This is a genomic window from Citrobacter sp. HN-141, assembly GCF_033341895.1.
In the GTDB taxonomy this organism is placed as follows: domain Bacteria; phylum Pseudomonadota; class Gammaproteobacteria; order Enterobacterales; family Enterobacteriaceae; genus Citrobacter.
The window spans coordinates 22,078-33,902 of record NZ_JAWPBF010000028.1 but is presented as its reverse complement, the minus strand read 5'-3'; the positions used below and the strand labels follow the sequence as shown (position 1 = coordinate 33,902).

General features: G+C 51.0%; 16 protein-coding genes. 6 read left to right on the top strand and 10 right to left on the bottom strand.

Annotation, left to right across the window (positions count from 1 at the left end; all coding sequences use genetic code 11):
• Positions 1 to 49: 49 nt before the first annotated feature.
• The 9 genes from RYZ59_RS23020 to RYZ59_RS22980 all read right to left on the bottom strand — a co-directional run bounded on the left by RYZ59_RS23020 (position 50) and on the right by RYZ59_RS22980 (position 4,960).
• Positions 50 to 373, bottom strand: a complete 324-nt coding sequence (locus tag RYZ59_RS23020; RefSeq protein ID WP_318050916.1) for a hypothetical protein — start codon at positions 371 to 373, stop codon at positions 50 to 52.
• A 1-nt stretch (position 374) separates the two neighbouring features.
• Positions 375 to 725 (bottom strand): hypothetical protein, encoded by a 351-nt coding sequence (locus RYZ59_RS23015; protein WP_318050914.1) that lies wholly within the window; start codon positions 723 to 725, stop codon positions 375 to 377.
• Positions 722 to 1,264, bottom strand: a complete 543-nt coding sequence (locus tag RYZ59_RS23010; RefSeq protein WP_205419838.1) for a hypothetical protein — start codon at positions 1,262 to 1,264, stop codon at positions 722 to 724. The genes RYZ59_RS23015 and RYZ59_RS23010 overlap by 4 nt, the downstream gene beginning before the upstream one ends.
• Positions 1,261 to 1,968 (bottom strand): hypothetical protein, encoded by a 708-nt coding sequence (locus tag RYZ59_RS23005; protein WP_318050909.1) that lies wholly within the window; start codon positions 1,966 to 1,968, stop codon positions 1,261 to 1,263. Before RYZ59_RS23005 ends, RYZ59_RS23010 begins: the two co-directional genes overlap by 4 nt.
• Positions 1,965 to 2,276, bottom strand: a complete 312-nt coding sequence (locus RYZ59_RS23000; RefSeq protein ID WP_318050907.1) for a hypothetical protein — start codon at positions 2,274 to 2,276, stop codon at positions 1,965 to 1,967. Before RYZ59_RS23000 ends, RYZ59_RS23005 begins: the two co-directional genes overlap by 4 nt.
• An 18-nt stretch (positions 2,277 to 2,294) precedes the next feature.
• On the bottom strand, positions 2,295 to 3,044 hold the full coding sequence (locus tag RYZ59_RS22995) for an ATP-binding protein (RefSeq protein ID WP_318050905.1): 750 nt from the start codon (positions 3,042 to 3,044) through the stop codon (positions 2,295 to 2,297).
• 2 nt (positions 3,045 to 3,046) lie between these two features.
• Positions 3,047 to 3,994 (bottom strand): DnaT-like ssDNA-binding domain-containing protein, encoded by a 948-nt coding sequence (locus RYZ59_RS22990; RefSeq protein WP_016156235.1) that lies wholly within the window; start codon positions 3,992 to 3,994, stop codon positions 3,047 to 3,049.
• A gap of 167 nt (positions 3,995 to 4,161) precedes the next feature.
• Entirely contained in the window at positions 4,162 to 4,701 is a 540-nt protein-coding gene (locus RYZ59_RS22985) for a toxin YdaT domain-containing protein (protein WP_019076922.1), read from the bottom strand.
• 31 nt (positions 4,702 to 4,732) lie between these two features.
• Positions 4,733 to 4,960, bottom strand: a complete 228-nt coding sequence (locus tag RYZ59_RS22980; protein WP_019076923.1) for a hypothetical protein — start codon at positions 4,958 to 4,960, stop codon at positions 4,733 to 4,735.
• Positions 4,961 to 5,028: 68 nt separating this feature from the next.
• Between RYZ59_RS22980 and RYZ59_RS22975 the strand changes: the two genes are divergently transcribed.
• Together RYZ59_RS22975 and RYZ59_RS22970 are read left to right on the top strand one after the other, a co-directional pair.
• Positions 5,029 to 5,751 carry an XRE family transcriptional regulator gene (locus RYZ59_RS22975; protein ID WP_087121837.1) on the top strand — a complete coding sequence of 241 codons (723 nt, stop codon included), beginning with the start codon at positions 5,029 to 5,031 and terminating at the stop codon, positions 5,749 to 5,751.
• Between the two features lie 83 nt (positions 5,752 to 5,834).
• The gene (locus tag RYZ59_RS22970; RefSeq protein WP_316129741.1) at positions 5,835 to 6,755 is read left to right on the top strand and encodes a hypothetical protein; all 921 of its coding nucleotides are present in this window, start codon (positions 5,835 to 5,837) and stop codon (positions 6,753 to 6,755) included.
• A 28-nt stretch (positions 6,756 to 6,783) separates the two neighbouring features.
• Here RYZ59_RS22970 and RYZ59_RS22965 read toward each other — a convergent pair whose 3' ends face one another.
• On the bottom strand, positions 6,784 to 6,990 hold the full coding sequence (locus RYZ59_RS22965) for a hypothetical protein (RefSeq protein WP_029139561.1): 207 nt from the start codon (positions 6,988 to 6,990) through the stop codon (positions 6,784 to 6,786).
• Positions 6,991 to 7,336: 346 nt separating this feature from the next.
• Between RYZ59_RS22965 and RYZ59_RS22960 the strand changes: the two genes are divergently transcribed.
• From RYZ59_RS22960 to RYZ59_RS22945, 4 genes are all read left to right on the top strand, one after another.
• Positions 7,337 to 7,543, top strand: coding sequence for a hypothetical protein (locus RYZ59_RS22960; protein WP_016156718.1), 207 nt, complete (start codon positions 7,337 to 7,339; stop codon positions 7,541 to 7,543).
• Positions 7,544 to 7,554: 11 nt separating this feature from the next.
• The gene (locus RYZ59_RS22955; RefSeq protein ID WP_019076539.1) at positions 7,555 to 7,716 is read left to right on the top strand and encodes a YdaE family protein; all 162 of its coding nucleotides are present in this window, start codon (positions 7,555 to 7,557) and stop codon (positions 7,714 to 7,716) included.
• A gap of 140 nt (positions 7,717 to 7,856) precedes the next feature.
• Positions 7,857 to 10,685, top strand: coding sequence for a RecE family exodeoxyribonuclease (locus tag RYZ59_RS22950; protein ID WP_318050896.1), 2,829 nt, complete (start codon positions 7,857 to 7,859; stop codon positions 10,683 to 10,685).
• Between the two features lie 11 nt (positions 10,686 to 10,696).
• Positions 10,697 to 11,809 carry a RecT family recombinase gene (locus tag RYZ59_RS22945; protein ID WP_318050918.1) on the top strand — a complete coding sequence of 371 codons (1,113 nt, stop codon included), beginning with the start codon at positions 10,697 to 10,699 and terminating at the stop codon, positions 11,807 to 11,809.
• Positions 11,810 to 11,825 lie beyond the last annotated feature (16 nt).

Sequence of the window (11,825 nt, the reverse complement as noted above, 5' to 3'; positions counted from 1 at the left end):
AAGGATGGGACAATTCTTTCCATAATTTGGCCTTTTAATTTGGTGGTGCTCAAGACAGTTGCTTCACGCCAATGCCAATGCCAACGGCGACGACTTCATTAGCCAGGTTGACGTTCTGTCTATTAGAACGACACACCAGCGCCCAAAAGTTCATGTCACAAATCAGTGCTACGCGCATTTCCGCCGTAAAGCGACAACCGAGCTTATTTGACTTGCCAACTGACCGACGACGCTTGCGCATTAACTTGCGTACGTGAGCCGCCTGCGCCTCAACCTGACGATGCCTTGAGGCATAAACACCCTTAGGTGGTATCTTCCGAGCCTGTTTCTGGTACGCGGTTAACAGGTCGTGTACATCTGTAAATTTGCTCATCTCATTCCCCCTTCACGCCAATGCCAGCGGCGACAAGCGCTTTGTTGTAGTTGTTCTGACAGTCGATATAACCTTTCGCGTAATCCTCAGAACCGCCATAGTGGACAATCTGGAAGTCATCGAATTGCTTTACTACAACCGTCCGCGACTCCAACTCTGCTACCTTCTGCTGATACGTGAATGACTCTTGTGCAAGGCCAGCGTTCCAGTCTCGCAGTTCTGCTATGCGCTTCTCTGCGGCTTCCAAATCATCCAGCAACGACAGGGCCAGCTTTCGCAGATGGTGGTTACTACCTGTTGCCGGGTTTGAAAGTTCTTTACGCAACTGAGCATGTTTGTTGAGTGCTGTCATTGGGCGGCCTCCAGCTGGTTAAGTCCATCACGTACAGCGCTAACGATGCGATCGAGGTATTGATATTTGTGGTTTGGCGCAGTCGGCCATTTCGCATACCATGGGTCATCACCCAGCAGGTTAAGCAACTTGTCACCGACAAGGTAATCGCAGCAGCTCGCCTTCACGTCATCGGCACCTTCTGCCTCATCCCACATAACCCTTGCTTCTTCGTGGCTAATCTCCAATTGCCGGCGAAGTTTGATGATTTCAGACTTCACAAAAATAAGGTTCGCATCATTGTCGTCATCAACGGTACTTTGCAGTTGCGGGTCGAAGCATCCGATCAGGTACTCATTGCTTACTCGCTTAATGAATTCCTGTACTGAATCGCCTCCCATTGAAAACCATGCCCCCGTCCACGCTGCTCCATAGCAGGTAATAGTGATGCGACCTTTTCCTGGTTCATAGTTTTCAATCATCACGCGAATCGGGTCGATACGTTCAGCGCCGGTGACAGTGAATGCCAGTACATTCATTTTTTCGACTGTGATACTCATAGCGCGGCTCCTTTGCGAAGTTGGGCGGCGAAGTTATTAGCTAAGTATGCGTAGGCATGGTTTTTATTCTCTCCACTTGCGATGGCTTTGCGTGTCAAATGCTCGGCGTACATCTCCACACCCTGCGCCCGAACTTCAGCCAGGAAAGCGTCTGTCGCTGGGGTTTTGACAATAATGCTGTCACGCAGGATGAAGAAAGCATTGAGCATCCCTGTTTCCGGCATTTCAGCAGAATTAAAAGCATCTATCGCCGAGTCCATAATTGGACCAAGTGGCTGCGGATGTGCGCTGCACAGCATCTCTTGTTCAGTGATTAGTGATTGAATCTTTTCCACCAAGTCTGATGGCGAGACATCATCTGCGTCTTCCTGGAAGCCAAGCGCTGAACGCACCGCCCGAGATTCAGACATTCTTTGGTCTGCCTGTCCTGCTGACATGGAGTAGCGACCATTCTCCGCCGCCAGCGCCCTGCACTTGCTCTCGGCGTTAGCGAGCTGTACTGCCATGTCTGTGACTTCGGCTTCAAGTTTTTCAGCATATTCAATCAGGAGATCGATTCTTTCCGGCGTTACGGTTTTAACGTATTTGCAAATCGATGACGCATAATTATCATCCTGGAGTGTGCCAGCCAGGCCATTACAAAATTTGCGGTTCCCTTTTGTCGCCTTGATATCGGCGATGATTTTTTTAACATCTGGTTTCATGCTGATGCTCTCCCGTAAAACGCCAGTACACGCTGCATAGCCGGACTTGTGCGGCAAACTGATGTGACCATGTTTTTGCTCATGTTCGATTTGAGCTGCTTGATGTTCAACTCCCCGCCGGGTTGCAGCGAATAGACCGGGTGATGCGGCTCGCCAGTGCGGATTACTACCGCTCTGCGTACCAGGTGAAGCAGCAAGTTGTGTGATTTCTTGCAGTCGCATCCCAGCAGGCTCTGGACCTGACGAGGCGTTATGGTCTGGTTAACCCGAAGGAAATCGACGATTGCCCACAATGATTTGCTTGCCATAGTGATTTTCCTTCGAGGTTATTTAACGATCCGGAGATGGCTAACGTTCTTGCGATAGCTGCCCCAGTCAAAGTTCACCCACATCCCGCCATCCATCTGGAGGCGATCGATAACCCGCGCACCCAATGCGCCGAGAAGTTCGTCATGGTTCAGATTCGTCAGAACGCCAACTGGACGCATCGACGACAGCCGACGGTCGATAACCTGATTCAGGATAACTTTCTCCCCGTTGCTTCCGCGTTGAATACCGACCTCATCCAGCACCAGCAGATCGACTTTGCAGAGATCATCCAGAAGTGAAGCTTCTGACTGGCCACCGTCGTAGCACTCGCGAACGCGCAGCATCAGGTCAGGGATTGTCACTACCAGTACGCTATGCCCGCCAGAAAGCAGATGATTTCCGATTGCCGCAGCGAGATGGTTTTTCCCGGTACCCGGACCACCGCTAAACACGAAACTTGCGAACCCAGCGCCGAAATTTTGTGCGTAGCTCTTTGCCATCGTGAAGGCTTTGCGCTGACCTTCCCCGGAAACCTGATAATTCGCGAACGTGCAGCTGCGGTGCAGGCTTTGAATTCCTGAGCGACCGAAGATTTTCTCTGTGCGCGCTTTCTGATTCCGCTTGCCCAGCTCTTCGCAATGTTTCAGGCCTTCTTCCCGTTGCCACGCCAGAAGCTCTGCTGCGCTGGTGAACTTAGGCTGAACGCCTGGCGGTATGAGTTTTTTCAGGCGCTCAAGAGCACTGCCGGAATTAACAATGTTTTTCACCGTTACCCCCTGAATCCGGTTGGGATGGTTTTATCTGGCTCAGAAATGCGGTTGGGATCTCGCTGTCCAACATGGACGGTCCTTTGGCCGTGACCACGCGATTGCAACAGACTGTTGGCAAAGGTCTGCTCCCAAGCCAACTGGTGTTTAACCTTGCCGTCAGGTATCCAGTAATCACGGAATTGCTGAAGTTCTTCAGCGGTGTAACCCGGCTCAGTGCCGACGTTCTTACCCCAGAGCGCAGCCTGACGCACGAAGTCTGGAGACGGGGTCCATGAGTCAGTGATCGGAAATTTACCCAATGGGCCAAAATCCAGACCGGGCCCAAAATCCTCGTTCTGAGGTTTGGGAGGGATAGCTGGCAGAGGTGGGTGATTTCCAGAAATATCATCCCCAGAATGACTTCCGCCCGCGCGTTCTCTCTCTGGGTTTAGATCTTCTCTTCTCTTCTCTTCTCTGTGGTTACGCGTTACGTTATTAGTAACGTTACTCGTTACGTTACTTTCCTGGAGTTTTTTCCGTTCACGAAACTCCTTCTGGCGCTGCGCATTTGTCTTGGCCGTAGCTGAGCGCATATCACCTGACGTATTGTATTCATTGAAGTTTGGAAGAATGACGCAGTTATTCTCCGCATCATAAATGGCCCAGCCTACGGTTGATAATGCAGCCCCAAAACCGGGTACTCCGACAATATCATCGATATCAGACAGGTCTGCATTTTCAAATACACCGTTACGCGAGTGTTCATTTGCCGCAGACCAAAACGTTACTAGTAACGACACCGTAACGTTACGGGTTACGTTACGCGTTACAACGTCTGATAACGTGGTGTTATGCGAAAGTGTGAACATTTTTCCCACCTCCGGTGAACGCTCCAGTATTCGCGCAATTCCGTTCACCTTCGGGCTGGTGACCAGTGATGTACGCATCTTTATCCAGTCTCCGGCCATTAAGTCCTCCTGAAGAATAATTAAGGGAAGATTTATCCAGTCGCGGTCCGACACGCTGGCAAAACAATTTGTTGTTAGGCATACTTACCCCGCAATGATTTCGCAATGAATTGCACCAGAAAGCCGTTGGTGTTCGCGCACCGCGGCTTTCGCCATTTTTGAACCGGTCATATAGCCCCCAGCATCATCTGCACCATCTCCATCAGCGGCCCGGTTAAGCCAGGGTCAACGCGGTACATCTCCACGATCCCCTCGCTCAACTCTTTCAGCTTCTGATGACGTGGAGCATCCATCGCGACGGCTATCTTCGCTTCGCTGGTTTCTTTCTCCATACGCGCCAGACGAGCCATAACGTTGTCTTCTGGTAGCAGACGGTTGCGGTACTTGAGCGGCAGAACAGCAAGAATTGCCGGAGTCAGCTGGCGGACGTTCTCGCGGTATCTTTCACTGTTGAAATGGTTGTCCAGGAAGCGGAAAAGCTTCTGACGCTGTCGGCTGAGGTCATCAGGGAAAGTGATCTCGTCTCCCCCTTGCGCCTGGTACTCTTCGATGATCAGAGCAGAAACGACATCCTGACCATCTACACCCGCCCATGAGCGAACGGCATCACGAATATCTTCATGGCTAGGTCCCTTGCACGCTTGAGCACGATTTATCACCGCCTGCTGCGGCGATCCTGTATCCTGGTAAAACGTAAGTGATTGCATAGTGCTTTCCCTTTCGTGGTTAAAGCGCCGGTCAGGCTACTTTTGGTTTGCTGATTTCAAGAATTTGGGTGGTGGTAAAGCGACCACCTGAGGCCTCAGCAATTTTCGATGCATAAGCTGTCTCACCGGTGTAATCAGTACGTGGCAAGCACCCACTATTGATCCACTTGTAAATTGCTCGCGGAGTCCGCTCGCATGCTTTGGCCACCACGGGTACGCGAATCAATTTGATGATTTCGCCAAGGCTTGTTGGTTGCATTTTTTAACCCTCAATATGAACTGTAAGTACATATTATGTCGGAACTGATAGTTCACGCAAGAGATATTATGATTGAACCTATGGTTCAGGAAGAAAAAGCGCGAAAAGACTTTTCCCATAGGCTAGCGCTGGCCTGCGATAAAGCTGGTTTGCCGGTTCATGGTCGTCAGGCTGAGATAGCCAAAAAGATGAAGTTGACACCAAAGGCCGTAAGCAAATGGTTTAACGGGGAATCAATTCCAAGACGCGGGAAGCTGCAAGAGCTTGCTGCGAGTATTGGTACAACTTCAACTTACCTGTTAGGTGACAGCGAGGCTGATGGAATATCTGAGGGACGCTTGCAGAAATCGACAGAAATATTTCGCATAGATGTGCTCAATGTATCTGTCAGTGCAGGCCCGGGCGTGATCAATAGCGAGTTCGTGGAGGTGCTTCGCTCTGTGGAATACTCAGTTGAAGATGCGCGCCAAATGTTCAACGGACGTAAACAGGAACAGATCCGCATCATCAACGTTCGCGGTGACAGCATGTCTGGAACGATTGAGCCTGGTGATTTGCTGTTTGTCGATATAAGCGTTCAACACTTTGATGGTGATGGAATTTACGCTTTCATTTATGACGACACATCCCATGTGAAGCGACTTCAGAAGATGAAAGATAAACTCTTGGTCATCTCAGACAACCAGACCTATCGACCGTGGGAGCCGATTGAGAAGGAAGAGATGAACAAAATATTCGTATTCGGAAAGGTGATCGGTAGCATGCCGCAGACCTACCGTAAGCATGGTTAGTCGATTAACAGTGGCCTGAATAGACGTTTTTTGGTGAATTAACACAGCAAGTTGGGCACCACCATAATAAATAAGGATTTCAAATGGATAACTTGGATTTGGTTCTTTCAGGGCAGCAGATAGGATTGGCGTTATATCCAGTAAAGGAAGCTGACATCGATGGCGTCCAGATGGGCGTTATGAATGATGGTTCTCCTTTTTTAACATTGCGTGGATTAGCTAGGCTTTGTGCTGTTGACCATGCCCCACTACTGAGATTCACATCTAATTGGGCTGAAGAAAGAAACAAGCCAAGAGGCCAGATTGTAGATGAACTTCTTAAAAAGCAGGGGTTAAATCTCCAGAACCTTTATACAAAGGGCATCATTCAGGGAACAGAATCAAACATCTTCCCTGACTCCGTATGCATGGCCATCCTTGAATACTATGCCTTTGAAGCGAATCATGCTGGGAGAGAAACTGCTCAAGATAATTTCCGACGCCTTGCTGGTTCTCAATTAAGACGATTTATTTATCTAAGTGTAGGAATTGATCCTGACAACCCGCAGAGAGGGGCTCTGGAGTGCTTCCATGAACGGCTATTAATGAATGATCAAATCCCCTTTGGGTACTTTTCAGTCTTTCGTGAAATGGCTGACCTTTCACTAAAAATGGTCAAAGGTAATTTTGATTTTGGTCCTTCAGCAATCCCTGATATTAGCGTCGGAACTATGTGGTCAAAATTTTGGGCAGCGAATGAATTAGATAGCAAATACGGCCCACGCACCAAATCACCTCATGTTTATCCTGATTGGTTCCCTCAGCATCGAGCTGGCCCGGTGGAGGCTTGGATTTATCCTGATGATGCATTAGGTGTATTTAGAAGGTGGATGCAAAATGACTACATCCCGAACAGATTGGGTGATTATTTAGCTAAAAAATCAGCCGACGGAACACTTTCCGCCGTTGATGCATTACGAATTGTCGAAGCTGTTAAGAAGCCAGAGTTACCAAAACCACATTAAGCATGGACCCGGCCACCGCGCCGGGTTTTTACTGCCCCTTCCTCACGAACTCCGCTGCATCCCTCAAAACCCCCTTGTGAATCATATTGCCCACGGTTTTTCGCTTCGCTTCCAGTCGATCGACAATAGCCTCACAGTCAATCACCACACCGTCGATTATCAACTCAACAACCGCCCCACCAATCTCACCAGCTATGAAAGCTGCGCGATCTTCCAGCAATTCATCACGTGACATATCCATACCTAAGCCCATAGCAATACCCTGTTTGGTGTTTTTTTGAGCATAGCAAGACTAGAGAAAAAAATAAATAATCTTAAAGTTCATATTGTTATGCGTTTATGAACTTGCCACACCACTTAAATGTACTATTGGTACTTTACTTCAATGAACTTATAGTACATTATCATCCCATCGCGAAACACTAAGCGCATCAAGTTCAAACGTTCCGCCAGCCTGGCGACAAGGGCAAAGCACAAAAGTGAGCTTCGCGGTGGTGAATTGCAGAGTTAAAACGCTCAACCGTGAAGATCAGCGCCGCGGCGCCACCAGCGAAGTTCACTCAGCAATAGTGGAGAACATCATGGTTCATCAGCACTACGGTACACAGACGGTAAACCGCGGCGCAGTTCAGCCTGGAATGCTCGTCAAACACAAGGATTCAACCTGGACGGCATCAGCTAATGCTCGTGGTCGTTTGTATCTGCATCGCGGCGTTGAGATGACTTACACCAGGGATTTGCTGGTTGAAGTTTATCTGAACGGTCTGGGGAATGGCCTCAGCCATTAACGGAGAGTGTCATGCAAGACAAGAAATGCGGTTACTGCGGCAAGCCGGTTAAACCGGAAGAAGTAATCAAAAGCACCCTTCTCTATCGCAACGGCTCACTGCTGGCGCGCAAAGAGAAAGAGTACTGTTCCAGACGTTGCGCTTCGCACGACCAGATGGCTCACGAAGGCTAACGTAAAACCCGCGCAAGGCGGGATCTACGTCCGGTGGTACCGACCAAAGTTACACCGGAATTTATACCAAACCAAAAAAGACACCCAATGGGCGCTATCAATGGCCCGGGGATTCTAACACCCAAAAATGAGGATCTCACATGGAATTCTTTTATGTGGTCAAGGCCACTCAGAAATCCGGTAAGCAAGATGCAGTGATTTGGTTCACTGCAAAATCCGAAGCGCGCGCTGCGCTGACGCTCGATGTTGAGCTGGAAGACGCAGGCATCGAAACGGGTCGGGGTAAGGACTACGCCAAACCGATTCGCACTGATTTCCCAGTTGTCGACGGGCTGCCAAAAGAAGGTGAAGTTGATTTCACCTGGTGTGATCGTTACGAACTGGCCGAAGACCAACGCACCTGGAATGTGAAATTGAAAGCTGATAACGCGGCGCAGGAAGTAAACCACCAGGCTGATGACAATGTTGTTGATGATGAAACCGGCCACGCAGAAGAGTCTCAGCAGGTAGAACAGCCGAACCTAATCGTTGTTGCCACCCTGCCATTCCGCCAGCGCGTACTGGCTCAGTTCATCGGTGATGGTGAATATCTCTATCACGTCGATGCCGGGCAGAAAAACGATATTGTCCGTCTTGAGATGGACACTGATGACGCGTACGTCCAGAACCTCCTGCTGGCTGCTGAGAATGTAGAAGCATTCAAAAAAGCTATTGATCTCGACATCCATAGAGTCGTGAAAGCCGTTAAGCAAGTATTCTCTGTCGACGGGAAAAAACCTGATCTGGCAACAGTTATCCAATTCCTGACAGTGTGGTTCAAAACTGAATACATCGACCGTGGCATCCTGGCGCGCGAATGGGCCTCCGGTAACCGCATCAGTAATGTTCAGCGCACCGATTCCGGTACCAACGCCGACGGCGGATATGTCACTGACCGTGGAGAAAATGCTTACCACACGCTGGATACTCTGGATTTAGAGATTGCCTGCGCCCTGCTCCCAATGGACTTTAACCATCTTGAAATCCCGGGCAGTATCCATCGCAGATCCAAAGAGATCGTAACCAAAAAAGAACAACCGTGGAAATCATGGAGCTGCATCCTGCGCAATCAGCCTGGTATTCTGTCGGTCAATCGCGCTGCCATCTTCAACCTGGTTCGCATCGCGCCGGAAAATATTCACCTGACGCCGGCTGCTCATCTGGAGTTCGTTAACCAGACCATGACAGCTGAGTTCAATTCTGCAACTGAGCTGATGCCACTCCCGGCAGCACAACCAGAAACAGAAACCCAAACGGCCGAAGAGCATCGACTTCCGAAGTGGGCGAATGCTGCTGGAAGCCAACCGCAGGTAGAAAACCTCGGCGGCGGCGTGTTCTCGATTGAAGGACTGATGGGTGATCAACAACCAAAAACAGATGACCGTTCACCAGTTAATGAGGACACCACCAGCAATGTGCAGATGGAAGAAACTGTCAGTGATGAAGAACAGGCTGGTAATGAAGTGCAGTCAGGCGAAAGCTGTCTGGAAACTGGTGAAAAGTCACATACCGGCCAGCAAGCCGATGTAAACCAGAATACGGATTCTGTCGTCCAAAATAGCGATTCTGTAAACCAAACCGAACCAGTTGCTGCGCAAACCGAGCCAGAAGCGCAATCTGACGAACCGGCTGTTGCCTACCCTGCATACTTCGAACCAGGCCGCTATGAAGGTCTGCCGAACGAGGTTTATCACGCAGCGAACGGGATCAGCAGCACGCAGGTAAAAGATGCCCGCGTCAGCCTGATGTACTTCAACGCGCGCCACGTCGCCAAAACGATCACCAAAGAGCGTTCTCCAGTTCTGGACATGGGTAACCTGGTGCACGGCCTTGCGTTGCAGCCAGAGCAGCTCGATGAAGAGTTCAGCGTTGAACCGGTGATCCCGGAAGGCGCGTTCACCACAACGGCAACAATCCGCGCGTTTATTGATGAGTACAACGCAGGCCTGCCGGCACAGCTGAGCGCCGACGACATAAAGACATTGCTCGAGGAATACAACGCCACTCTGCCTGCTCAGGTGCCACTAGGTGGTTCAGTCGAGGAAACTGGCCAGAGCTACATGTCGCTGCCAGAAGAGTACCAGCGTATCGAAGCGGACCAGAAGCAGACCGCAGCGGCGATGAAAGCCTGCATCAAGGAATACAACGCCACTCTGCCTGCTCAGGTGAAAACTAGCGGTAGTCGTGATGCGTTACTCGAGCAGTTGGCAATCATCAATCCCGACCTGGTGGCGCAGGATGCGCAGAAGCCGCAACCGCTGAAAGTGTCCGGTACCAAAGCTGATCTGATTCAGGCCGTGAAGTCTGTTAATCCAGACGCTGTCTTTGCCGACGAACTGCTGGATGCGTGGCGCGAGAATCCGCAAGGGAAAGTACTGGTCACCCGCCAGCAACTGAGCACCGCACTGGCCATTCAGAAAGCCCTGCTACAGCACCCAACCGCCGGGATGCTGCTCCAGCACCCGAGCCGCGCCGTGGAGGCCAGCTACTTTGGCTTTGACGATGAAACCGGGCTTGAAGTCCGAGTGCGCCCGGATCTGGAAATCGACCTGGACGGCGTGCGCATCGGTGCCGACCTGAAAACCATCAGCATGTGGAACGTTAAGCAGGAAGGCCTGCGCGCCAAACTACACCGGGAAATCATCGACCGTGACTACCACCTGAGCGCCGCCATGTATTGCGAGACCGCAGCGCTGGACCAGTTCTTCTGGATTTTCGTCAACAAAGACGAGAACTACCACTGGATTGCCATCATCGAGGCATCCGCCGAACTGCTGGAGCTGGGCATGCTTGAGTACCGCAAATCAATGCGCGCTATCGCTACCGGCTTTGACACTGGCGAATGGCCAGCGCCGATCACCGCTGATTACACCGACGAACTGAACGACTTCGACCTGCGCCGCCTTGAAGCGCTGCGTACTCAGGCATAAGGGGAACGATGATGGAAAACATGAATATCGTAACTGCAGAGCAACAGGCTCCGAACACTATTTCCGCCAGCAACGCCATTTTTAACGTTCAGGCATTAACGCAGCTTCAGTCGGTGGCGGGATTGATGGCACAGGCTGCCGTTACGGTTCCCGAGCATCTTCGCGGAAATCCTGCTGACTGCATGGCAATCATCATGCAGGCCATGCAATGGGGCATGAACCCTTACGCAGTGGCGCAGAAAACTCACCTGGTCAACGGTGTGCTGGGCTATGAAGCTCAGTTGGTAAACGCGGTGATCTCCAGCTCTAACGCCATCGTTGGCCGCTTTCACTATGAGTACGAAGGCGACTGGTCGAAATGCGCCAGCAGCCGCGAAGAGATCGTGAAGAAGCCTGCAAAAGGCGGTGGGACTTACGACAAGAAAGAAATGGTACGGGGCTGGAACAGCGCCGATGAGCAAGGTTTGTCGGTTCGTGTGGGCGCCGTCATTCGCGGCGAAAGTGAGATTACCTGGGGCGAACCAGTATTCCTTTCCAGCGTGATTACACGTAACTCTCCACTGTGGATTTCGAACCCGAAACAGCAGATCGCTTATCTGGCCCTTAAATACTGGGCGCGACTGTACTGCCCTGCGGTCGTTCTCGGCGTGTATACCCCGGATGAAGTCGAGCAGCGCACAGAGAAAGAGATTAACCCGGCGCCGCAACGCGTTAGCCTGGCGGATATCTCAGGTGACACCGTCACAACCATGCAGAGCGCACAGGAATCATCGCTAAATATCGGCTCACTGGCCGATGATTTCCGCGAACGCATCGATGCTGCGCAGGATGTTGATAGCGCCAAAGCACTGCGCGCTGATATCGAAAGCGCGAAGGTCACGCTAGGTTCTGCCCTGTTCACTGAGCTGAAGAACAAAGCAGTTAAGCGCTATTACCTGGTTGATTCACGTAACAAGGTTGAGGCCGCGATCAACTCTCTACCGTCTCCGGATGAACCGGGTGCAGCAGAACGATTCGCCGAAGTTGAGCGCGTGCTGGCAACCAATAAGCGTCACATGGGCGACGAGCTGCACGATCAGTTCAGCATCACCCTGGCGGATATGAAACCGGAATACGTGGGCTAAGGGAGGCGGGAGGGTT